Genomic DNA, 23,635 nt, shown 5'->3' with positions numbered 1-23,635 from the left:
CAGCGCGCCTGCCACAACCAGGTCATAAAACCTTTCATCTCCTGCCGTGGTCTCTGAAGAAGGACTTTCAGGGCATGCACGGCACCCATGGCGACATCCAGCAACTTCGCGAAACAGTGGTTCGATGCCCGCGGCTGGAAGCCGTTCGCCTTTCAAAAGCAGGTATGGGCTGCGGTCAAGCGTGGCGAGTCGGGGCTGTTGCATGCCAATACCGGCGCCGGCAAGACCTACGCCGTCTGGTTTGCCGCACTCAACCGTTTCGCCCGCAGCGTGCCGCCACCGGACAAGCCTCGTAAACGCAAACCGCCGAGCGAACCGCTGACGGTCTTGTGGATAACGCCGATGCGCGCGCTGGCCGCCGACACCGGCAAGGCTCTCGAAGCGCCCCTCGATCCGCTGCAGATTCCCTGGAGCGTAGGCCTGCGCACCGGTGACACCAGCGCCAGCGAACGCGCCCGGCAAGGCCGGCGCTTGCCCACGGCGCTGATCACCACGCCCGAAAGCCTGACGCTGATGCTCGCCCGCGCTGATGCGCAAACGGCCGTGTCGACCCTGCGCATGGTCGTGGTAGATGAGTGGCACGAATTGCTCGGCAACAAGCGCGGCGTGCAATTGCAACTGGCCCTGGCTCGCTTGCGCTACTGGCACCCCGACCTGATCGTCTGGGGCGTATCCGCGACCCTGGGCAACCAGGCCCACGCCGAGCAGGTATTGATCCCACAAGGCAGCGGAATTAGTGTGCAGGGCGCCGATGCCAAGGCGTTGCAGGTCGATACGCTGTTGCCGCCAACCCTCGAACGGTTTCCATGGGCGGGGCATATCGGCCTGAAAATGTTGCCCCAGGTGGTCACTGAAATCGACACCAGCAGCAGTTGCCTGGTCTTTACCAATACTCGCGCGCAAGCGGAAATCTGGTACCAGGCCATTCTTGAGGCGCGCCCGGATTGGGCCGGGCTCATCGCGTTGCACCATAGTTCTCTGTCCCGCGACACCCGCGACTGGGTGGAACGGGCGTTGAAGGACGGCCAGCTCAAGGCAGTCGTGTGTACCTCCAGCCTCGACCTGGGGGTGGATTTTCTGCCCGTGGAACGCGTGCTGCAGATTGGCTCGGCTAAAGGCGTCGCCCGCTTGATGCAACGCGCCGGACGCTCCGGTCATGCGCCGGGGCGGACCTCGCGAATAACCTTGGTGCCAACCCACAGCCTGGAACTGATTGAGGCCGCCGCCGCCCAGGACGCCGTGGCGCAGCGGCGAATCGAGCCGCGTGAATCGCCCCACAAGCCTTTGGATGTACTGGTCCAACATCTTGTCAGCATGGCCCTGGGTGGCGGTTTTGTTCCAGATGAGCTGTTTGATGAGGTACGCGGCGCCTGGGCCTACCGCGACCTGAACCCGGCCGAGTGGGCCTGGGCGCTGGCGTTCGTGCGCCACGGCGGCCTGTCGCTGACCGCCTACCCTGATTATCGGCGGGTCGAACCGGATGAACAGGGGATCTGGCGCGTGCCTGACGCCCGTCTGGCACGGCGCCATCGCATGAGCATCGGCACTATCGTCAGTGACGCCAGCCTGCAACTGAAATTCTGGAGCAAGGGCGGCGGCGGCAAGACCCTGGGCAGCGTGGAAGAAGGCTTCATCGCACGCTTGCGCCCCGGCGACGGATTCCTCTTTGCCGGGCGGTTGCTGGAGTTGGTCCGGGTCGAGGACATGACCGCTTACGTACGCCGCAGCCAGGCGAAAAAAGCCGCCGTGCCGCGCTGGAATGGCGGACGCATGCCGCTTTCCAGCGAGCTCGCTGCCGCGGTCGTCGCGCGCTTGAGCGAAGCCGCCAAGGGCCGTTTCGACGGACCGGAAATGCAGGCCGTAGAGCCGCTGCTGTCAACGCAGCTACGTTGGTCCGGCCTGCCGACGCAGGGAACGCTGCTGGCCGAAGCGCTCAAATCCCGGGAAGGTTGGCACCTGTTCCTGTATCCGTTCGCCGGGCGCCAGGTACATCTGGGTCTGGCCAGCCTGTTGGCCTGGCGCGTCAGCCAGCGCCAACCGGTGACGTTCTCGATTGCGGTCAATGACTACGGCCTGGAATTGCTCAGCGCCACCGAACTGGATTGGTCAACGCATCTGAACCCGGCGCTGTTGCGCACCGATGGCTTGCTGGCCGACGTTCTCGCCAGCCTGAACGCCGGAGAACTGGCCCTGCGCCGCTTCCGCGAAATCGCCCGGATCGCCGGGCTGGTGTTCGCCGGCTACCCCGGCGCACCGAAGAGCACCCGCCAAGTGCAGGCTTCCAGCGGGTTGTTCTATCAAGTGTTCAAGCAATATGACGCCGATAACCTGCTGCTGGCCCAGGCCGGCGAGGAAGTTTTGCGCGAAGAATTGGATATACGCCGACTGGAGCAGACCTTGGAACGGCTCGATACCTTGAAGCTCGACCTGCATCTCATCAAGCGCCCTACTCCGCTGGGCTTCCCCTTGCTGGTGGAGCGATTTCGCGAAAGCATGAGCTCGGAAAAGCTCGCCGATCGTATCCGGCGCATGGTCAGCGAACTGGAAAAAACCGCTGATCGAGGAAGCGCCTGATGCCCGCGCCGTATCCCGTCAACCTCGCGGGCGAAGAGCTCTGGCTGTTGCCGCAAAAAGCCCTGTACTGGCCGGCCCAGGAAACCCTGATGGTGGCCGATGTGCATTTCGGCAAGGCCGCGGCCTACCGTAGCCTCGGCCAACCGGTACCCCACGGCACCACGGCGAACAACATCGCCATGCTTGACGAGTTGCTGGCGAGCCTGCCGTGCCGACTGCTGATATTCCTCGGGGACTTCCTGCATGGGCCCGGTTCTCATGCCCCAGGCACTTTGAAGGCCCTTGCCGACTGGCGTGAACGGCATCGCAAACTAGCCATCACGCTGATCCGCGGCAATCACGACAAGCGCGCCGGCGATCCGCCAGCGGCACTCGATATCCGCGTCGTCCCCGAGCCGTTGCTGTTGGGCCCTTTCGCCGTGCAACACGAGCCTACCCCGCATCCAAGTCGACACGTGCTCGCCGGTCACGTACACCCGGTCTACCACCTGAGCGGCAAGGGGCGTCAACGCCTGCGCCTGCCATGTTTCCGCCTCGGTAGCGAGATCAGCCTGCTACCGGCCTTCGGTGCCTTCACGGGAGGCTATCGGGTCGATCAGGACAACGACTGCAAGATCTTCGTGGTGGGCGACAACGAAATATGGCCCGTCAGTTGAAGCGATCAGGCTTCAACAACTGAGGGGCCATTGGCTGATCAGGCTACGGGCGCGGGAGGCGGTTCGTCCGGAAGAGTCGGTTCGCCGGGTTCGGTAGGCTGTTCGTTAGGGGTATCGGGATCGGGCTGGCCAGGGATGCCGCCCGCCGCTTCAGCAGGGTGGGCCAGTAATGACCAAGCCAGGACGCCGATCTGATTGGGCTCAAGCCTTGCCAGTTCGGCACTGATTCGCGGATCGATCTTCATAGAGCAACTCCTGAGCGAAGGCCCGTTGCGCAGACGCAAAAACGGGCAGTACACCCAATAGAGTGCCTGCCCGCTCAGGAATTCCAACAGCTCGTCAGAATCAGGTACGCGGCAGGGTCACACCGCGCTGGCCCTGGTATTTACCGCCACGGTCCTTGTAGGAAACTTCACATTCCTCATCGGACTCAAGGAACAACATCTGCGCCACGCCCTCGTTGGCGTAGATCTTCGCCGGCAGGGTCGTGGTGTTGGAGAACTCCAGGGTCACGTGGCCTTCCCATTCAGGTTCCAGAGGTGTCACGTTGACGATGATGCCGCAGCGGGCGTAGGTGCTTTTACCCAGGCAGATGGTCAGCACGTTGCGCGGGATGCGGAAGTACTCGACGGTGCGGGCCAGGGCGAAAGAGTTCGGCGGAATGATGCAAACGTCGCTCTTGATGTCGACGAAGCTCTTCTCATCGAAATTCTTCGGGTCGACGGTGGCCGAATTGATGTTGGTGAACACCTTGAATTCATCGGCGCAGCGCACATCGTAGCCGTAGCTGGAAACGCCGAAGGAAATCAGCCGCTCGGCGCCTTCGCCACGCATCTGGCGCTCTACGAAGGGCTCGATCATGCCGTGCTCTTGCGCCATGCGGCGAATCCACTTGTCCGATTTGATGCTCATGGCGGGTTTCCTGAAATAGCGAGGTGGAAAAAACTGTCCGGCATCTTACCGGGCCGCGGGGCGGGTTCAAAGTGCGAGACGCAACTCTCGCCGATCCGCCTTGATTTCCGGGCTCTGACGGCTATCGCCATTGCCGTCAGTCATTAAAACCGAGAAACCTTCGCAAAGACCATTGGCACGTTTCGGAAAAAGGGGTAAGGTGGCGTCACTGTGTTGCTTGTGTCACTGAGAATCTCTACACGATATGTTGAATTTCGATCCAACCATCTACAAGAATTTTTCCTGCTCTTTGCACTCAGTCTCGGCCAGGGTTCTTCCTGAGTCGCAGTTATCTTTGTTCAAGGAGTTACACCATGTCTAATCGCCAAACCGGTACCGTTAAGTGGTTCAACGATGAAAAAGGCTTCGGCTTCATCACCCCACAGTCCGGTGACGATCTGTTCGTTCACTTCAAAGCTATCCAATCCGACGGCTTCAAAAGCCTGAAAGAAGGCCAACAGGTTTCTTTCATCGCTACCCGCGGTCAGAAAGGCATGCAAGCTGAAGAAGTTCAAGTTATCTAACTTGTCCTTGCTTTAGTAAGAAGCCCCGCCCTCAAAAGCGGGGCTTTTTTGTGCCTGGGTGTTTTTGGAAACCGAAAACAGTGTGGGAGCGAGCCTGCTCGCGAAAGCGACGGACCAATTGCATCTGTGACAACTGGTGTACCGCTTTCGCGAGCAGGCTCGCTCCCACAGGGTCTGGTGGTGGATACCGCGGTTACCAGGTCACGCCAAACCCGGCGGTGTAGCGCGTCTTGCTCAGGTCGCTGTCTTCGGTCCCTTCGATGACGTCCTTCTCGGCCTTGAGATTGAGCGACGCCCAGTCAGTGACCTTGTAGCGCAACCCGATTTCGGCGTCATAGGCGTATTCAGCCACGCCGGACAGCGGCTTGCCCACTTCGCCGTTGGTAAACAGCTCGACGCGCTTGCCGATCAGGTAACGGTTGTAGTCCCACTTCATCGCCACGGAATAGAAGTTGTCCTTGCCGCCATCGCGGTATTCATAATCGGTGCGGTTGAGCAGCGAACCCAGGGAGAAAGCGCCCAGTTCGTCGTCCCAGAACTGATAACCCGGACCAGTACCAACCACGCGCTGGCGTGCCAGGTCTTCGACCTTGTCACGCTTGTAGTTCAGGCGACCTTGCCAAAACCATTTTTCCGTGAGGAAGCGGTCGAGGGAATACTCCAGCCGCCAGTTGTCAGCCGACACCACATCATCCTGAAATTCGCGGTTGTATTCGCCTTCGGCGGTGTGCCGCCATCTGCCGTGGCGCGCCGAGGTCTTGAAGTCGATGTCGTAATCGTCGGTATCGGCTTCCGCGCGCTGGTAATCCAGTGCAGCGTCGATGTTGCCCTTCCACACGAGGTCCTCGACCACCGGCTTGGGCTTGAGGATCTGCTGGATGCTTGCCAGCTCGACGGTCTTGGGCGCATCACCGTTGGCCAGGGTCACCTTGCCATCCTCGGCCGCCTGCAACGCCTTGGCTTTTTCGCCGGTATAGGCATCCTGCTTGACCAGCAGTTGCTGGTCGCTCTCAAGCGTCTTGACCTGCTTCCAATCAATCGGGATCGCGCCCGCGTAATCGGTCTGGATCAACAATTTGCCGCCGTCGAAAACGGTTATCTTGCCACTGAGCTTGTCGCCGTTCTTCAACCAGACGGTATCGGCAAGCAAAGGCATGGAGGCACTGGTAACAGCTAGGCACAACAGGGTTCTGGACAACATAAGCGATAATGGGCTCAGGTTTGCGAGGAAAAGGCGGCATTATCCCCCAGGATGACACCTCAGCAACGACTGACCTGCATAAGAATGATGAGTTCATTTATCAATTGGCCCGGCAGGCACTAATCTACAGACGGACATTTCCAGGAATCCTCTACGTGACCGACACCCCAGCGGCCCCCGAAAACGCCGCCCAGATCCGCCGCACCACGCTTTACCTGACCCTGGCCCAAGTGCCGGCCGGCCAGGTCGTCACCTATGGTCAGCTCGCCGAAATGGCGGGTCTGGGCCGCGCCGCGCGCTGGGTCGGACGAACGCTCAGCCAGTTGCCGAACGACACGAAGCTGCCGTGGCATCGAGTCCTCGGTGCCGGTGGTCGGATCAGCCTGCCGGCAGGCAGCGCCTCGGGGGACGAACAGCGCGCACGCCTGCGCATGGAAGGGATCAGTGTCCTGAATAATCGTGTTGATATTCAGCGTCATGGCTGGCGCCCGGTAGAGCACAGCGGTTAGAGTGCGCGCTTTGTTTTCGCAATTTTTGAGGCAGACTCCAGCCCATGCCCCGTAAAACCTGGCGCGCCGCCCTTGCCGCCTATGCCAGTCCTTCGACGCTCGTGCTGTTGCTGCTTGGCTTCGCCGCCGGCCTGCCTTACATGCTGGTGTTTTCCACGCTGTCGGTCTGGTTGCGCGAGGCCGGCGTGGCCCGCGAAACCATTGGTTATGCAAGCCTGATCGGCCTGGCCTATGCCTTCAAATGGGTCTGGTCGCCTCTTCTCGACCAATGGCGTCTGCCATTGCTCGGCAAACTGGGACGTCGACGCTCGTGGCTGGTGCTCTCCCAGGCTTTGGTGATCCTCGGCCTGGTCGGCATGGGTTTCTGTGACCCACAAAAACACTTGTCCTGGCTGATCGCGATTGCCGTCATCGTGGCCTTCGCCTCGGCCACCCAGGACATCGCCGTCGATGCCTACCGATTGGAAATCGCCGACGACACCCGCCAGGCCGCCCTGGCTGCCAGCTATATGTCCGGCTACCGCGTCGCCGCGTTGCTGGCCACCGCCGGCGCGCTGTTTTTCGCCGAGGGGTTCGGCTCCACCGGGTTCAGCTACAAGCATTCGGCCTGGGCCGGTACGTACCTGCTGTTTGGCGTACTGATGGTCCCGGCGCTGCTGACCTCGCTGTTCATGCGCGAGCCGCCAGTACCGTTGCGTACTCAATTGCAGGCCGGCCGCTATACCTTCGTTCATCAGTTGGCTTCGGTATTCGTATTGATCGTGCTGCTGGTGTCGGTCCCGGCGATGTTCACCCAGCTCTACAACACCGACTTTGCCAGCGTGCTGTTCGAAGGCGTCAGCCTGCTCGACCTGCTGCTCCAGGACCGCGCCTTCCTGCGCGCCATCCTCTATATCATCCTGACCGCCCTGTGCCTGTCGTCCATGGGGCGTCGCGGCCTGGCGCCGGTGCTGACGCCGGTCAACGATTTCATCCTGCGCTACCGCTGGCAGGCCCTGCTGCTGCTCGGCCTGATCGCGACCTATCGCATGTCCGACACGGTCATGGGCGTCATGGCCAACGTTTTTTATATCGACCAGGGTTTCACCAAGGACCAGATCGCCAGCGTCAGCAAGATCTTCGGGCTGATCATGACCCTTGTCGGCGCCGGCATGGGCGGCCTGCTGATCGTGCGTTTCGGCATCCTGCCGATCCTGTTCATCGGCGGCGTGTCGTCGGCCGCCACCAACATCCTGTTCCTGATGCTGACGGACATGGGTGCCAACCTGAAGATGCTGATCGTCACGATCTCCCTCGACAACTTCAGCTCCGGCCTGGCCACCTCGGCGTTCGTCGCCTATCTGTCGAGCCTGACCAACCTGAAATTCTCCGCGACCCAATACGCCCTGCTCAGCTCGATCATGCTCTTGTTGCCGCGCCTGATCGGCGGGTACTCAGGGGTCATGGTGGAAAAATTTGGCTATCACGATTTCTTCCTGATCACCGCGTTGCTCGGCGTTCCGACCTTGCTGCTGATCGCCTTGCATTGGTATCAGGAGAATCGCCGAGAGGGCTCGACGCCTGAATCGGCGCCAGAGTCGGAATCGCCGCCGACCCGGCCCGCTCAAGAGTTGTAGGAAATCTCAACAGGCGCCGACGAAAGCGGCGCCTGAATCCGGCGACCGGCCACGCGCCTGTACGCCAGGGCATCTCGCCCGTACAATGCTGCGTCACTTCTCGTCATCAGCAACCGACAACGGCCAACCATGCGCACCAGTCAATTTTTGCTCGCCACACAGAAAGAAACGCCTTCCGACGCCGTCGTGATCAGCCACCAGCTGATGCTGCGCGCAGGCATGATCCGCAAGCTCGCCTCCGGCCTGTACACCTGGCTGCCGATGGGCCTGCGGGTGATGCGCAAGGTCGAAGCCATCGTCCGCGAAGAAATGGACGCCGCCGGCTCTCTGGAAGTGTTGATGCCGAGCACCCAGCCGGCCGAGCTGTGGCAGGAGTCGGGGCGCTGGGAGGAATACGGCCCGGAGCTGCTGCGCATCAAGGACCGCCATGGTCGCGATTTCTGCGCGGGCCCGACTCACGAAGAAGTGATCACCGACCTGATGCGCAACGAGTTGAGCAGCTACAAGCAACTGCCAATCAACCTGTATCAGATCCAGACCAAGTTCCGTGACGAGATCCGTCCACGCTTCGGCCTGATGCGCGGTCGCGAATTCATCATGAAGGATTCTTATTCGTTCCACGCCGACCTGGCCTCGCTGCAAGTCACTTACGACCGCATGCACCAGGCGTACTGCAACGTGTTCACCCGCCTGGGCCTGAAGTTCCGCCCGGTTGAAGCCGACAACGGCTCCATCGGCGGTGCCGGCTCCCACGAATTCCATGTGCTGGCCGAGTCCGGCGAAGACGACATCGTCTTCAGCAACGGCTCCGACTACGCCGCGAACATCGAGAAAGCCGAAGCCGTGCCACGGGAAACCTCCCGCGCCGCACCGGCCGAAGAATTGCGCCTGGTAGACACGCCGAACGCCAAGACCATTGCCCAATTGGTGGAAGGCTACAACCTGCCCATCGAACGCACCATCAAGACCCTGATCGTGCGCGCGGAAGAAGAAGGCAAGCTGATTGCCCTGATCATCCGCGGCGATCACGAGCTGAACGAAATCAAGGCCGCCAACCAGCCTGGCGTCGCCAGCCCGCTGGTCATGGCCACCGATGCCGAGCTGCGCGATGCCATTGGTGCCGGTGCCGGCTCCCTCGGCCCGTTGAACCTGCCGTTGCCGATCATCATTGACCGCTCGGTGGAATTGATGAGCGACTTCGCCATCGGTGCCAACATCGATGACAAGCACTATTTCGGCGTGAACTGGGAACGCGACCTGCCGGTCCCAACCGTCGCCGATCTGCGCAACGTCGTGGCCGGCGACCCGAGCCCGGACGGCAAAGGCACGCTGGAAATCAAGCGCGGCATCGAAGTCGGGCATATCTTCCAGCTGGGCGACAAGTACAGCAAGGCGATGAAGTGCGAAGTGCTCGGCGAGAACGGTAAGCCCGTCACGCTGCAGATGGGCTGCTACGGCATCGGCGTGTCCCGCGTGGTGGCTGCGGCCATCGAGCAGAACAACGACGAGAACGGCATCATCTGGAGCGACACGCTGGCGCCGTTCCAGGTTGCCCTCGTGCCGCTACGCTACGAAACCGAACAGGTTCGCGAAGCGACCGACAAGCTCTACGCCGAACTGACGGCCGCCGGCTTCGAAGTACTGCTGGACGACCGCGACAAGAAAACCAGCCCCGGCATCAAGTTCGCGGACATGGAACTGATCGGCATCCCGCACCGGATCGTCGTCAGTGACCGTGGCCTGGCCGATGGCAACCTGGAATACAAGAGCCGTACCGAGGCCGAGGCGCAAGCGCTGCCGGTCGCCGACGTGCTGTCCTTCCTTCAGGCCCGTATCCGCCGCTGAGACCAGATAGAGACGTCATGTTCAAGCGAAACACCTTAGGCCTCGGGGGCGCCGCACTGTGCGGCGCCCTGCTGGTCAGCGGCTGCGCCAACCAGATGTCGCAACGCAACGAGCACGAAGAACGGATCGAGCGCAAATTGCTCGACCATAGCCTGCAGATCGATGTGGGCGAACCCAAGGTGCTCGACCTGCCGCAGCGTCGGGTGCGGATCAACGAGCAGAAGACCTTCGAGGTCACCGAGTTCGAGGTCACTCGCCATTACGATCGCTACACGCCGTACCAGCCTTGGCGGGAGGTCTACGAGATCCCGCTGGGCGCGGTGGCGGTAGTGGCCGGCGTCGGCGCGAACGTGGTCAATGTGTTCGCCCTCGGCAGCTTGCCGGACAGTGCGACCCGCGACTGGATCAGCTACGGTTTTGCCGGACTCAATCCGTTCATGAACGTGCCTTCCAATGGCCGTGCCCAGCAGAACCTGGCAGGTATCGATGAGGTCCAGCGCGACAAACGCACGGAGCATTCGAGCCTGCCCTGGAGCGAGCGTCCGGTACAGGTGAAAGCCGCCCGGCAGACCTTCGAGCTGAGCACCGACCGTAACGGCGTGCTGCGCTTGAACCTGCTGGAAAGCCCGTTCGCCGAGCATGACCTGAGCCAGTTTGGCAAACTGCAGATCAGTGTGACGGACGCCCAGGACGAGGTGCACACCGACTCATCCCTGAGCGTCAGCAGTACGTTGCGCAGCAAACTGGTCGAAGCCCACGCCTTGATCTACGACGATCTGGAAGACGACGAAGTGAGCCAATGGGTTCATCGGGTCAAGCGTCTCTCGGAGCTGGGGCTTGAAGAAGAGGCCAGCGAACTCGAACAGAGCCTGATCGAACTGACCCGCAACGATCCGGAACTGCAGGCCGAATTCATCAAAGCCCTGACCAAGGATGGCGGGCGGTTGGTGGCGGACCCGGGCGCGAGCTGACTCTGGATGCTCCCCCCGTGGCGCGGGAGCAAGCTCCCTCGCCACGGGGGTCGTTTATTTGCGCAGTGGCGGCTTTACCGCTCAAACAACTCCAACTGCTCAAACCCGCCCCGCAAATCCTCCAACCTCACCCCTATCCCCAACAATCGCACCGGCTTGCCGCCGCGGTTGAACGCCTGGGTCAACAGTAGCTGGTAACTGCCCAGGTCCCGCCCTGCCCCGGCCTGCTCAAGGGTGGTCTGGGTGAAGTCATGGAATTTCACTTTGACGAACGGCTTGCCCGGTCGATAGCTGCTGTCGATCCGCGCCATGCGCCCGCCCAGGGTTTCCATCAGTTCGGGCAGTTTGTCGAGGCAGCTCTGCAGATCGGGCAAATCGACGTCGTAGGTGTTTTCCACGCTGATGGATTGCCGCCGGCTGTCGTTGTGCACCAGGCGCTCGTCAATTCCACGGGCGAGGCTCCAGAGTCGCTCGCCGAAACTGCCGAATTCACGCACCAGTGCCAACTTGTCCCACTCGCGCAAGTGCAGGCAGTCAATAATCCCGAGCCTGTTCAACTTGTCGGCGGTGACCTTGCCGACGCCGTGCAGCTTGCTCACCGGCAGCGCCGAGACGAAATCTTCCACTTGGTCCGGAGTGATGACGAACAGGCCGTTGGGCTTTTTCCAGTCACTGGCGATCTTGGCGAGAAACTTGTTCGGCGCCACGCCTGCGGAAACGGTGATGTGCAACTGGTTGGAAACACGCCGGCGAATATCCTGGGCGATGCGCGTGGCACTGCCGCCGAAATGCGGACTGGCGGAGACGTCCAGATAAGCCTCGTCCAGCGACAGCGGTTCGATCAGGTCGGTGTAATCGCTGAAAATCGTCTGAATTTCCCTGGAGGCCTCCCGATAGGCGTCCATCCGCGGCTTGACGATGGTCAGGTCGGGGCAGAGCTTCAGCGCGTGGCCAGAAGACATGGCTGAGCGCACACCGTAGGCCCGCGCCTCGTAATTGCAGGTCGCGATGACCCCACGCCGGTCCGCCGAGCCACCGACCGCCAGGGGTATGCCGGCTAGCCGCGGATCATCGCGCATTTCGATCGCGGCGTAGAAGCAGTCGCAGTCGACGTGGATGATTTTGCGTTGCGTCATATAAGCAGCGGTACATGCGATGGATCGGAGCGCCAGTATCTCACTCGAACCTGTACATAGCACCAGTAGTTTGAAAGATCCTTCGACAGATCTGGAAAATGCCTACATGAATGTGTTTCTTCAATCGCAGCGAACCGCCCAATAGAGCGCCAGGCCTTGCCAGGCCTGCGTCACAGCGCTGTCATATTGTCTTGGCGCAGGCTAACCGATTGAAGCTGAACAGGTTTTTCCAGCAAAGGGGTTGACAGTCGGGCGATTCGCTGTAGAATGCCGCCACACAGACGCGGGATGGAGCAGTCTGGTAGCTCGTCGGGCTCATAACCCGAAGGTCGTCGGTTCAAATCCGGCTCCCGCAACCAAACATCAGAAAAGGCTACTCGAAAGAGTGGCCTTTTTTGTGCGCGCCTGTTTTCCCCTGCCGGTGCATTCCATGTCACTACGGCCGTCGCAAAACGTGGAAGTTGTAGGACGATTTCCGTTTGTTTTCGCGCATTTAGGTGAACCGGCCGTTTATTTCATCCGGCGCTCTATTAACGGTTGACAGTCCGGCGTTCGCCTGTAGAATGCCGCCACACAGACGCGGGATGGAGCAGTCTGGTAGCTCGTCGGGCTCATAACCCGAAGGTCGTCGGTTCAAATCCGGCTCCCGCAACCAAATATCAAGAAAGGCTGCTCGAAAGAGTGGCCTTTTTTGTGTGTGCCGAAAAAGCCTCATTACAAATATTTTGTAATTATTTTCCGCCGCAGGGATTGGTAACTTGGCTGGATACCCCCATCCTGTCGCGCATAGCTCAAGAGGTGATTGATGCGCGCCCACTCGTCTGACCCACAAGACACTGTCAATGCGACACAACCGATCAAGGCCGAGCGATTGCGCTGGCTGGACCGGATCAGCCAGTACCGGCAACCGATCGGCCTCGCCGTCACGCTGCTGCTGTTTGCGATTGCCTTGATCGCCTGCCGTCACCTCTTGAGCGAACTCGACCTCTACGCCCTTCACGACTCGATCCTCGAGGTGCCGAGGCCGGCGCTGCTCGGTGCGATAGCCGCCACCGTGGCCGGCTTCATCATTCTGCTGGGCTATGAATGGTCCGCCACTCGCTACGCCGGCGTGAAGCTGCCCACCCAAACCCTGATCCTCGGCGGCTTCAGCGCGTTTGCGATCGGCAATGCGATTGGCCTGTCGCTGCTGTCGGGCGGTTCGGTTCGCTACCGCCTGTATGCCCGCCACGGCCTGGGGGCGGCGGATGTCGCCCACATGACATTGTTCGCCAGCCTGTCACTGGGTTGCGCGCTACCGCCACTGGCGGCCCTGGCGACGTTGAGCAATCTGCCTGCCGCCTCTGCCGCCCTGCACCTTCCCGCCACTTTGCTGGGGGTGATCGCCGTTGCCGTGCTGCTGCTGACCAGTGCGCTGGCCATCGGCATCTATCGCCGCCGCCTGCCGGAACAACCCTATCGGGATGCCCTGCTGGTCAAGGCCGGTCGCCGCACGCTGCGTCTGCCGGGCCGCCGTCTGACGTTCCTGCAACTGATCATCACCGCGCTGGATGTCGCCGCCGCTGCAACGGTGCTCTATCTGTTGCTGCCGGAGGCGCCACCGTTCGGCCCCTTCCTGCTGGTTTACCTGCTGGCGCTGGCCGCCGGCGTCCTCAGCCATGTGCCGGGCGGCGTCGGGGTGTTCGAAGCGATCCTGCTGGCCGCGTTCGCCGACAAACTCGGGGCTGCGCCGCTGGCGGCCGCCCTGCTGCTGTATCGCCTGATCTACGTGCTGCTGCCGATGCTGGTGGCGTGCGTATTGTTGTTGATCAATGAGGCGCAACGGCTGTTCCAGACCCGCCAAACCCTGCGGGCGGCGTCCGGTTTCGCGGCGCCAATCCTGGCAGTGCTGGTGTTCCTGTCCGGCGTGGTGCTGCTGTTTTCCGGCGTGACGCCGGAGATCGACACGCGCCTGGAGCACATCGGTTTCCTGATCCCGCATCGCCTGGTGGACGCCTCGCACTTTGGCGCCAGCCTGGTGGGCGTGTTGTGCCTGTTGCTCGCCCAAGGCCTGCGTCGCCGCTTGTCCGCAGCCTGGATGCTGACCACTGTCCTGTTGCTGGTGGGCGCCCTCCTCTCGCTGCTCAAGGGTTTCGACTGGGAAGAAGCCACCCTGCTGACGCTGACCGCAGCCCTGCTGGCGGTCTTCCGGCGTTCCTTTTACCGCCCAAGTCGCCTGACCGAGCTGCCCTTCTCGCCGTTGTTCCTGATTGCCAGCCTGTGCGTGCTGGGTGCGTCGATCTGGCTGCTGCTGTTTGCCTATCAGGATGTGCCCTACAGCCATCAACTGTGGTGGCAGTTCACCCTGGATGCCGACGCGCCGCGTGGCCTGCGCTCGCTGCTGGGTGCCGCGGTGCTGTTGGTGGTGGTGTCGCTGACCTGGCTGCTGCGCACCGCTCGGCCGGTGATTCATCTGCCTACGGCTGAAGAGCTGGAGCGCGCCAGGACGATTCTCATGGCGTCTTCGCAACCCGACGGCGGCCTGGCCCTGACCGGCGACAAGGCGCTGCTGTTTCATCCCAACGATGAAGCCTTCCTGATGTATGCCCGCCGTGGCCGCAGCCTGGTCGCGCTGTACGACCCGATCGGGCCGACCCAGCAACGGGCGGAAATGATCTGGCAGTTTCGTGACCTTTGCGACATCTACCACGCCAGGCCAGTGTTCTATCAGGTGCGTGCCGAGAACCTGCCTTATTACATGGACATCGGCCTGACCGCGATCAAGCTCGGCGAAGAGGCGCGGGTCGATCTCAAGCGTTTTGATCTCGAAGCCAAGGGCAAGGAGATGAAGGACCTGCGCTACACCTGGAATCGCGGCACCCGTGACGGCCTGTCACTGGAGATCCATGAACCGGGCCAGGCGCCGATGGACGAACTCAAGGTTATTTCCGATGCCTGGCTGACCGGCAAGAATGTGCGCGAGAAAGGTTTCTCCCTGGGGCGATTCAGCCATGATTACCTCAAGCACTTCCGCATCGCGGTGATTCGTTTCGAGGGGCGTCCGGTGGCGTTCGCCAACCTGCTGGAAACCCATAGCCATGAGCTGGCCAGCCTTGACCTGATGCGTGCTCATCCAGAAGCCCCGAAGCTGACCATGGAGTTCATGATGGTCGGCCTCATCCAGCATTACAAAAACCATGACTACGCCCGCTTCAGCCTCGGCATGGTCCCGCTCTCGGGCCTGCAACCGCGTCGCGGCGCTCCATTGACCCAGCGCCTGGGTTCGATGGTGTTTCGCCGTGGCGAGCAGCTCTACAATTTCCAGGGCCTGCGCCGCTTCAAAGACAAATTCCAGCCTGACTGGGAACCTCGTTACATGGCCGTGCCCGCCGGACTCGATCCGCTGGTGGCGCTGGCCGATACCGCCGCCCTGATTGCGGGCGGCCTGACTGGATTGGTGAAACGCTGATGATGCAACGCTCCTGGCGATACGTAGTGGCCGCCCTGCTGGTGCTGGCGGTGATTCTCGGTGGCGGCTACTGGTACTGGAACCGCCCGGCCCCGCAACCGACCCTGGAACAACTGGAGCCGGCCGATGGCGTGCCGATGACCCGAGTCATCCCCGGCACCAAGGCACGCGCCCAGGTGCTGGTGGCGGTCAACGAGGACCAGAAGCTCAGCGACACCCAATTGACGACCCTCAGCCGCAGCGGCTCGGCGCAGATCGTCCAGGTGATCCTGCCCAAGGACTGCATGCTCCAGGGGCGCGCCTTGCAAGCCGGCCTGCGGCAGCTGCACGGCCCGGCCACGCTGGTCAGCGGCATCGGTCCCGGCGCGGTGCTGGCCTGGCGCTGGCTGGCTGAACAGAAGGACGACAAGGCCCAGGCCGTCTCGGTCGACTTGGCCCTGGAAAAACCCGGCTGCACCCACCTGCTGCCCAAAAGCGCCGCCCATGGTCGCTGGCTGGTGGCCTGGAACGATAACCCCGACGATACCAGCGCCGCTTTCGTGCGCGACCAGAAGAATGCCGAAACCAGCATCAGCGACTACGACATCAACCTGGCGCAGGTACTCAACAACGAGCTGCGCAAGATCCTGGTGGGCGCCGACAAGGGCAAGGGCGGCCTGAGCATTCCGGTGGTGGAAGTCCCCGCCAGCCAGGCCCGGGACACCGTGACGCTGTTTCTCTCCGGCGACGGTGGCTGGCGTGACCTGGACCGCGACGTGGCCGATGAAATGGCCAAGGTCGGTTACCCGGTGGTCGGCATCGACACCCTGCGCTATTACTGGCAGCACAAGAGCCCCGAACAGAGCGCGACCGACCTGACCGAGCTGATGCAACACTATCGCCAGATCTGGGGCACCAAACGCTTCATCCTGACCGGCTATTCCTTCGGAGCCGATGTCCTGCCGGCAATCTACAACCGCCTGCCGGCGACAGAACAGCAACGGGTCGATGCGATTATCCTGCTCGCCTTTGCCCGCACCGGCAGCTTCGAAATCGAAGTCGAGGGCTGGCTCGGCAACGCCGGCACCGAAGCCGCCACCGGCCCGGAAATGGCCAAGCTGCCGGCGGAAAAAGTGGTGTGCATCTATGGCGCGGAAGAAGCCAACGAAAGTGGCTGCACCGACAAGACCGCCGTAGGCGAAGCCATAAAGCTGCCCGGCGGCCATCACTTCGATGAAAACTACCCGGCCCTGGCCAAGCGGTTGATCGATGAGATCAACAAACGGCAGACCACACCTGCCGCGCAGTGAGCTGATACACAGCTGACAAAAAGCCCCTGCAACCTCACGGTGCAGGGGCTTTTTTGTTGCCCGCTTGATGCCCCCCCTCTGTGGGAGCGAGCCTGTGTGGGAGCGGGCTTGCTCGCGAAGACATCGGCACAGTCGACATCAATACAACCTGACCCACCGCCTTCGCGAGCAAGCCCGCTCCCACAAGGGTTTCGCCCCGGCATCAGCAGCAGTAGCCAAAAAGCCCCTGCCGCCGCAAGGCAATAGGGGTTTTCAGTCTACAAGCCTACATCTCCACCTGCGTCCCCAACTCGATCACTCGGTTCAACGGCAGATTGAAGAAGCGCAGGTTGCCGTTGGCGTTCTTAAGCATGAAGGCGAACAGCGACTCGCGCCAGCGGGCCATGCCTTCGAGCTTGGAGGCGATGACGGTCTCGCGGCTGAGGAAGTACGTCGTGCGCATCGGGCTGAAATCCAGTTCATCCAGATGGCAGAGCTTGAGCGCCTGGGGCACGTCCGGTTCGTCGGTGAAGCCGAAATGCAGGATGACCCGGAAGAAGCCCTCGCCGTAGGCATCGACCTCGAAGCGCCGCTGCGACGGTACGCGGGGAATGTCCTCGTAGACCACAGTCAACAACACCACTTGCTCGTGCAGCACCTGGTTGTGCAACAGGTTATGCAACAGCGCGTGGGGCACGGCATCCGAGCGCGCGGTCAGGAACACCGCGGTGCCCTGCACACGATAGGGAGGTTGCACGCGGATGCTGCTGATGAAAACCGGCAACGGCAACGCACCTTCGTCCAGGCGCTCCACCAGCAGTTGTTTGCCGCGCTTCCAGGTAGTCATCAGCACGAACAAGGCGATACCGGCAATGACCGGGAACGCGCCGCCCTGGATGATCTTCGGCACGTTGGCGGCGAAGTACAGCCCATCTACCAGCAGGAAACCGAACAGCACCGGCACCGCTAGCAGCGGCGGCCATTTCCATAACAACAGGATCACGGCGGAGACCAGGATCGTGGTCATCAACATCGTACCGGTCACCGCCACGCCGTAGGCCGAAGCCAGCGCTCCGGACGACTCGAAGCCCAGCACCAGCAGCACCACGCCGACCATCAACGACCAATTCACCGCACCGATGTAGATCTGGCCCTGTTCGGCACTGGAGGTGTGCTGGATGTACATGCGCGGGATGTAGCCGAGCTGGATTGCCTGGCGCGTCAGCGAGAACGCGCCGGAAATCACCGCTTGCGAAGCGATCACCGTCGCCAGGGTCGACAGGCCCACCAATGGCAGTAATGCCCAGCTCGGCGCCAGCAGATAGAACGGGTTGCGCGCCGCTTCAGGGTCGCCGAGCAGCAAGGCGCCCTGGCCGAAATAGTTGAGCATAAGGCCCGGCAGCACGAGGATAAACCAGGCGCGAGCGATCGGCTTGCGACCGAAATGCCCCATGTCGGCATACAGCGCTTCAGCCCCGGTCAGCGCCAGCACCACCGCGCCAAGGATCGCCACGCCCATGCCCGGGTGGACGACAAAAAAAACGCACGGCCCAGGCCGGATTCACCGCCTGCACCACCTCCGGATGTTGAACGATGCCGTACACGCCCAAGGCGCCGAGCACGAGGAACCAGGTCACCATGATCGGGCCGAACAGAATGCCGATCCGCGCGGTGCCGTGGCGCTGGATCAGGAACAACGCGACCAGCACCACCACCGAAAGCGGCACCACCCAGTGATCGATGCCTTCAAATGCCAGGCCGAGGCCTTCCACCGCCGACAGTACCGAGATCGCCGGGGTGATCATGCTATCGCCATAGAACAGCGCCGCACCGATCAGGCCGCAGATCACCAGCAACGTGCGCAACCGCGCCCTGCCGGCCGCCGCCCGCCGCGCCAGGGCGGTCAGGGCCATGATCCCGCCCTCGCCCTGGTTGTCGGCGCGCAGGACGAACATCATGTATTTGATCGACACGACCCAGATCAGCGACCAGAAAATCAGCGACAGAATCCCCAGCACCCCGTCATGGTTGACCGGCACGCCATAGCCGCCGGAAAACACTTCCTTCAGGGTATACAGGGGGCTTGTGCCGATGTCGCCATATACCACTCCGACCGCCGCGACCAGCATGCTCAGCGGCTTCGTTGCCGAATGCTCGGCAGTCGCCGCCTGACTACTTGCATGACCCATCCAACACTCCTGATTCCCGATCTGTCTTCTCTGTAAAAGAAGCCGTACGCTTTGTGCCGCAGCATGCGCTGTTTTACGCTTTGTTACAGACGTTTTGTTGACTGTAGCAATCGCCAGAAGGCAAAGGCGCGAAGCATAGCGCAGCACTCGTCGTTTTTCCCTGCATAAAGCTGGTCAAGTGCGCCCGCCATGGATAGAATTGCGCACTTTTTGATCAGAGGCGCGTCAGGCGCCCTGTCTCGCACGAGACGATCCCCCTTATACCGAGGTTAGACATGTCCACCACTCCCGCGCCAGCCAACCCGAAGGTTGGCTTCGTATCCCTGGGTTGCCCGAAGGCTCTGGTCGACTCCGAGCGCATCCTGACCCAACTGCGCATGGAAGGTTATGACGTGGTGTCCACCTACCAGGACGCCGACGTGGTAGTGGTCAACACCTGCGGCTTCATCGACTCCGCCAAGGCCGAATCCCTCGAAGTCATCGGCGAAGCCATCAAGGAAAACGGCAAGGTCATCGTGACCGGCTGCATGGGCGTGGAAGAAGGCAACATCCGCAACGTGCACCCGAGCGTGTTGTCGGTGACCGGTCCGCAGCAGTACGAACAAGTGGTCAATGCCGTGCACCAAGTCGTGCCGCCGCGCCAGGACCACAACCCGCTGATCGACCTGGTGCCGCCGCAAGGCATCAAGCTGACCCCGCGTCACTACGCCTACCTGAAGATTTCCGAAGGCTGCAACCACAGTTGCAGCTTCTGCATCATCCCGTCGATGCGCGGCAAGCTGGTGAGCCGTCCGGTCGGTGATGTACTCGACGAAGCCCAGCGCCTGGTCAAGTCTGGCGTCAAGGAGCTGCTGGTGATTTCCCAGGACACCAGTGCCTATGGTGTCGACGTGAAATACCGCACCGGTTTCTGGAACGGCGCGCCGGTGAAAACCCGCATGACCGAGCTGTGCGAAGCGCTCAGCAGCCTCGGCGTCTGGGTCCGCCTGCATTACGTCTACCCGTATCCGCATGTCGACGAGCTGATCCCGCTGATGGCCGCCGGCAAGATCCTGCCGTACCTCGACATCCCGTTCCAGCACGCCAGCCCGAAAGTGCTCAAGGCGATGAAGCGCCCGGCCTTTGAAGACAAGACCCTGGCACGTATCAAGAACTGGCGCGAAATCTGCCCGGACCTGATCATCCGCTCGACCTTCATCGTCGGCTTCCCCGGCGAAACCGAGGAAGACTTCCAATACCTGCTGAATTGGCTGACCGAAGCCCAGCTCGACCGCGTCGGTTGCTTCCAGTACTCGCCGGTCGAAGGCGCACCGGCCAACGACCTAGACCTGGACGTGGTCCCGGACGAAGTCAAGCAGGACCGTTGGGAACGCTTCATGGCGCACCAGCAGGCGATCAGCTCGGCCCGCCTGCAAATGCGCATCGGCCGTGAAATCGAAGTGCTCGTGGACGAAGTCGACGAGCAAGGCGCCGTGGGCCGCTGCTTCTTCGACGCCCCGGAAATCGACGGCAACGTCTTCATCGACAACGGCAGCAACCTCAAGCCGGGCGACAAGGTCTGGTGCAAGGTCACCGACGCCGACGAGTATGATTTGTGGGCTGAGCAGATCGGTTGAGCAGGGCCTGGACTCAAGGGGTAATGCGGTTCACTCAGGGAAAATGCTGTACCCGTGGCGAGGGAGCTTGCTCCCGCTCGGCTGCGAAGCGGTCGTAAACCGGCGGGTGCGGTGTGACTGACGCTCCGCATGCGACAGTTTTTGGGGCCGCTTCGCGGCCCAGCGGGAGCAAGCTCCCTCGCCACGGGAATGTGCATACTTTTCCGGGTGCCCTGGACTTAAAAAATCATGAAGCCCTGCTCTGTAACAAGATGCGGGGCTTTTTTACGGCTATCGTATGCAGACATAACATTCCACCATAAGGAACAGGCGGACATGCGTCAGCATTCGGTCATCCACACACCGAAACCGAGCGATTACGAGGAATTGACCCGGGTCTGGGAAGCGTCGGTACGCGCTACCCATGACTTCCTGCCGGACAGCTACATCGAGCTGCTGAAGAACCTGGTACTCACCCGTTACCTGGACGCGGTGATGCTGATCTGTACTCGCGACCACCGTCAACGCATCACCGGGTTTGCCGGTGTGGCGGCCGGCAAGATCGAAATGCTCTTCATCGACCCGCAACACCGGGGCCAAGGCCTGGGCAAACAACTGCTGCGCTATGCCATGGAGCACCTGAACGCCAACGAGCTGGACGTCAACGAACAGAACCCGCAAGCCCTGGGCTTTTATCTCAAGCAAGGCTTTGAAGTGGTCGGGCGTTCCGCACGGGATGGCATGAACCAGCCGTACCCGTTGCTGCACATGCGCTACAAACAAGCCGACCTGAAGGCCGGACGCGGCTAAAAGCTGCCTGAGGCAAATGGACCCGCGATTAACCGGCGCCAGACAGGTACAATGCCCACCCTCTTTTTGTTACGGCCCCGTCATGACTGACCCGATTCGTCTCTCCAAACGCCTCATCGAACTCGTCGGCTGCTCCCGTCGGGAGGCTGAGCTGTTCATCGAGGGCGGCTGGGTCACCGTGGACGGCGAAGTGATCGACGAGCCGCAGTTCAAGGTCACCGGCCAGAAGGTCGAACTCGACCCGCAAGCCAAGGCCACTGCGCCGGAGCCGGTGACGATCCTGCTCAACGTCCCGGCGGGCATGGACGTCGACACCGCCATGGCAACCCTCGGACCGGAGACCCTGAGCGACGAACATCGCTTCGGCAAGCGCCCGCTCAAGGGCCACTTTCTGCGCCTGACCGCCAGCGCCGACTTGCAGGCCAATGCCAGCGGCCTGCTGGTGTTCACCCAGGATTGGAAGATCCTGCGCAAGCTCACCGCCGACGCGGCCAAGATCGAGCAGGAATACGTGGTCGAAGTCGAGGGTGAAATGGTCGCCCACGGTCTTAATCGCCTGAACCACGGCCTGACCTACAAAGGCAAGGAATTGCCTGCGGTCAAGGCCAGCTGGCAGAACGAAAACCGCCTGCGCTTCGCCATGAAAAATCCGCAACCAGGCGCCATTGCACTGTTTTGCCAGGCGGTCGGCCTCAAGGTCGTCGCTATCCGCCGCATTCGCATCGGCGGCGTGTCCATCGGCAAGGTGCCGTTGGGCCAATGGCGCTATCTGTCCGCCAAAGAAAAATTCTAGATACGACTTTACTGGCGCCACACCGAGCTGGGGCGCCCACTGCCGATTGATCAGGACTGCACTCATGATTCACAACGACGTACTGCGCAGCGTGCGCTACATGCTCGACATCAGCGACAAGAAAGTCATCGAGATCATCAAGCTGGGCGGCCTGGATGTTTCCCTGGAAGACCTGACTGGCTACCTCAAGAAAGACGAGGAAGAAGGCTTTGTGTTCTGCCCGGACCTGGTCATGGCGCATTTTCTCGATGGCCTGGTGATCTTCAAGCGCGGCAAGGACGAAAGCCGTCCGCCGCAGCCGATCGAAGTGCCGGTGACCAACAACATCATCCTGAAGAAACTGCGCGTGGCGTTCGAGCTGAAGGAAGACGACATGCACGCCATTCTCAAGGCCGCCGAATTCCCGGTATCAAAGCCGGAGTTGAGCGCGCTGTTCCGCAAATTCGGCCACACCAACTATCGCCCATGCGGCGACCAGTTGCTGCGCAATTTCCTCAAGGGCCTGACGCTGCGCGTGCGCGGCTGACTTTCCAGACCTCCTGGGCCTTTGTGGCGAGGGAGCTTGCTCCCGCTGGACGCGCAGCGTCCCCTCGCAGTATGTCAGACAAAACCAGGGGGGCTGCTTCGCAGCCCAGCGGGAGCAAGCTCCCTCGCCACAGAGAACAGAGCCAACCTGGCCCTTCGCGTTATGATGTCTTTTCAACCTCGCTCCGATTCCAACCCATGAGCTACAACGTCTCCCCCATCGGCTTCGTCCGCTCCTGCTTCAAGGAGAAGTTCGCCATTCCGCGCCAGCCACACCTGGCCCCGGCCGCGCGTGGCGTGCTGGAGCTGGTGGCGCCGTTCGACCAGGGCGAAGCGGTGCAGGGCCTGGAGCAGGTCAGTCATGTCTGGCTGCTGTTCCTGTTCCACCAGGCCCTGGAGGAAAAACCAAGATTGAAGGTACGTCCGCCCCGACTGGGCGGCAACAAGTCCATGGGCGTATTCGCCACCCGCGCCACCCATCGCCCCAACGGCATCGGTCAGTCAGTGGTGAAGCTGGAACGGGTCGAAGCGGGTCGGCTGTGGATTTCGGGCATCGATCTGCTGGACGCGACGCCAGTGCTGGACATCAAGCCCTACGTGCCCTACGCCGACATCATCGGCTCGGCGACGAACAGCATCGCCAGCGCAGCGCCTGCATTGATTCCGGTGCAATGGGCGGACTCAGCCCTGCTTCAAGCCCGCGAGCATGCCCTGCGTCTCGAAGAGCCGTTGGTGGAGTTGATCGAACAATGCCTGGCCCAGGATCCACGTCCGGCGTATCAGGTCCCCGCAGCCGAACGGGAATACGGCGCGCAGTTCTGGGACCTGGATGTGCGCTGGCATTATCCGCAGCCGGGATTGATTCGGGTACTGGAAGTGATTCCGGCGCAGGAATAATCGCCGGAAACGAAAAAGCCCGCGCGGCCTGGATCAGGCGGCGCGGGCTTTTTTGTGGGCTACTGCCGAACCGAGTTGCTTTCTTCGCGAGCAGGCTCGCTCCCACATTTGGTCGAGTTGTTACAAA

Annotated in this window: 18 protein-coding genes, 2 tRNA genes and 1 pseudogene; 16 read left to right on the top strand and 5 right to left on the bottom strand. The window is 61.6% G+C overall.

Features of this window, described 5'->3' with window-relative positions; genetic code table 11:
- Window positions 1-87: 87 nt before the first annotated feature.
- A complete protein-coding gene (locus J3P89_RS05970; RefSeq protein WP_434628817.1) occupies window positions 88-2,574 on the top strand; it encodes a ligase-associated DNA damage response DEXH box helicase in 2,487 nt (828 codons plus the stop codon).
- Window positions 2,574-3,230, top strand: coding sequence for a ligase-associated DNA damage response endonuclease PdeM (gene pdeM, locus J3P89_RS05965; RefSeq protein WP_434628815.1), 657 nt, complete (start codon window positions 2,574-2,576; stop codon window positions 3,228-3,230). Before J3P89_RS05970 ends, pdeM begins: the two co-directional genes overlap by 1 nt.
- A gap of 38 nt (window positions 3,231-3,268) precedes the next feature.
- On the opposite strand, the gene J3P89_RS05960 is transcribed toward pdeM, so the two are convergent.
- Window positions 3,269-3,475 (bottom strand): hypothetical protein, encoded by a 207-nt coding sequence (locus J3P89_RS05960; RefSeq protein ID WP_305499193.1) that lies wholly within the window; start codon window positions 3,473-3,475, stop codon window positions 3,269-3,271.
- A gap of 100 nt (window positions 3,476-3,575) precedes the next feature.
- Entirely contained in the window at window positions 3,576-4,142 is a 567-nt protein-coding gene (gene dcd / locus J3P89_RS05955) for a dCTP deaminase (RefSeq protein WP_434696979.1), read from the bottom strand.
- 353 nt (window positions 4,143-4,495) lie between these two features.
- On the opposite strand from dcd, the gene J3P89_RS05950 reads away from it, so the two are divergent.
- Complete coding sequence (locus J3P89_RS05950) at window positions 4,496-4,705, top strand: cold-shock protein (protein WP_002554837.1); 210 nt, start codon at window positions 4,496-4,498, stop codon at window positions 4,703-4,705.
- A 193-nt stretch (window positions 4,706-4,898) separates the two neighbouring features.
- On the opposite strand, the gene J3P89_RS05945 is transcribed toward J3P89_RS05950, so the two are convergent.
- On the bottom strand, window positions 4,899-5,906 hold the full coding sequence (locus J3P89_RS05945) for a DUF481 domain-containing protein (RefSeq protein ID WP_305499191.1): 1,008 nt from the start codon (window positions 5,904-5,906) through the stop codon (window positions 4,899-4,901).
- A 146-nt stretch (window positions 5,907-6,052) separates the two neighbouring features.
- Here J3P89_RS05945 and J3P89_RS05940 point away from each other — a divergent pair, with 146 nt between their 5' ends.
- The 4 genes from J3P89_RS05940 (at window position 6,053) to J3P89_RS05925 (ending at window position 10,847) form a co-directional block, all read left to right on the top strand.
- Window positions 6,053-6,415, top strand: coding sequence for an MGMT family protein (locus J3P89_RS05940; protein ID WP_434574110.1), 363 nt, complete (start codon window positions 6,053-6,055; stop codon window positions 6,413-6,415).
- Between the two features lie 44 nt (window positions 6,416-6,459).
- Complete coding sequence (locus tag J3P89_RS05935) at window positions 6,460-8,031, top strand: AmpG family muropeptide MFS transporter (RefSeq protein WP_434572208.1); 1,572 nt, start codon at window positions 6,460-6,462, stop codon at window positions 8,029-8,031.
- A gap of 129 nt (window positions 8,032-8,160) precedes the next feature.
- Window positions 8,161-9,876: a proline--tRNA ligase gene (locus J3P89_RS05930; RefSeq protein WP_434601678.1), complete on the top strand. Its 1,716-nt coding sequence runs from the start codon at window positions 8,161-8,163 to the stop codon at window positions 9,874-9,876.
- Between the two features lie 17 nt (window positions 9,877-9,893).
- Window positions 9,894-10,847 carry a hypothetical protein gene (locus tag J3P89_RS05925; protein WP_434572207.1) on the top strand — a complete coding sequence of 318 codons (954 nt, stop codon included), beginning with the start codon at window positions 9,894-9,896 and terminating at the stop codon, window positions 10,845-10,847.
- 74 nt (window positions 10,848-10,921) lie between these two features.
- Here the strand turns inward: J3P89_RS05925 and dinB are convergent, their stop codons facing one another.
- Entirely contained in the window at window positions 10,922-11,983 is a 1,062-nt protein-coding gene (gene dinB, locus J3P89_RS05920; protein WP_434696977.1) for a DNA polymerase IV, read from the bottom strand.
- A 282-nt stretch (window positions 11,984-12,265) separates the two neighbouring features.
- Between dinB and J3P89_RS05915 the strand changes: the two genes are divergently transcribed.
- From J3P89_RS05915 to J3P89_RS05900, 4 genes are all read left to right on the top strand, one after another.
- A tRNA-Met gene (locus tag J3P89_RS05915) sits at window positions 12,266-12,342 on the top strand.
- Between the two features lie 219 nt (window positions 12,343-12,561).
- Window positions 12,562-12,638: transfer RNA gene (locus tag J3P89_RS05910), tRNA-Met, on the top strand.
- Between the two features lie 150 nt (window positions 12,639-12,788).
- On the top strand, window positions 12,789-15,431 hold the full coding sequence (mprF, locus tag J3P89_RS05905) for a bifunctional lysylphosphatidylglycerol flippase/synthetase MprF (protein WP_434601680.1): 2,643 nt from the start codon (window positions 12,789-12,791) through the stop codon (window positions 15,429-15,431).
- Window positions 15,431-16,720, top strand: coding sequence for a virulence factor family protein (locus J3P89_RS05900; protein WP_434572203.1), 1,290 nt, complete (start codon window positions 15,431-15,433; stop codon window positions 16,718-16,720). The genes mprF and J3P89_RS05900 overlap by 1 nt, the downstream gene beginning before the upstream one ends.
- Window positions 16,721-16,985: 265 nt before the next feature.
- On the opposite strand, the pseudogene J3P89_RS05895 reads toward J3P89_RS05900, so the two are convergent.
- Window positions 16,986-18,828: pseudogene (locus J3P89_RS05895) on the bottom strand (potassium transporter Kup).
- Between the two features lie 335 nt (window positions 18,829-19,163).
- Between J3P89_RS05895 and rimO the strand changes: the two are divergent.
- From rimO to tsaA, 5 genes are all read left to right on the top strand, one after another.
- On the top strand, window positions 19,164-20,504 hold the full coding sequence (gene rimO / locus J3P89_RS05890; protein ID WP_434696976.1) for a 30S ribosomal protein S12 methylthiotransferase RimO: 1,341 nt from the start codon (window positions 19,164-19,166) through the stop codon (window positions 20,502-20,504).
- A gap of 315 nt (window positions 20,505-20,819) precedes the next feature.
- Complete coding sequence (locus J3P89_RS05885) at window positions 20,820-21,293, top strand: GNAT family N-acetyltransferase (RefSeq protein ID WP_434628805.1); 474 nt, start codon at window positions 20,820-20,822, stop codon at window positions 21,291-21,293.
- Window positions 21,294-21,375: 82 nt separating this feature from the next.
- Window positions 21,376-22,086, top strand: coding sequence for an rRNA pseudouridine synthase (locus J3P89_RS05880; protein ID WP_434628803.1), 711 nt, complete (start codon window positions 21,376-21,378; stop codon window positions 22,084-22,086).
- Window positions 22,087-22,150: 64 nt separating this feature from the next.
- Complete coding sequence (locus tag J3P89_RS05875; protein WP_305499176.1) at window positions 22,151-22,612, top strand: DUF1456 family protein; 462 nt, start codon at window positions 22,151-22,153, stop codon at window positions 22,610-22,612.
- 197 nt (window positions 22,613-22,809) lie between these two features.
- Window positions 22,810-23,508 carry a tRNA (N6-threonylcarbamoyladenosine(37)-N6)-methyltransferase TrmO gene (gene tsaA / locus J3P89_RS05870; RefSeq protein ID WP_434656137.1) on the top strand — a complete coding sequence of 233 codons (699 nt, stop codon included), beginning with the start codon at window positions 22,810-22,812 and terminating at the stop codon, window positions 23,506-23,508.
- Window positions 23,509-23,635: the final 127 nt, after the last annotated feature.

It is taken from the genome of Pseudomonas sp. Z1-14, assembly GCF_051132005.1.
Taxonomy (GTDB): domain Bacteria; phylum Pseudomonadota; class Gammaproteobacteria; order Pseudomonadales; family Pseudomonadaceae; genus Aquipseudomonas.
Note: the sequence above shows the minus strand (reverse complement) of the source record. Positions and strands in the feature narration are given on the sequence as shown.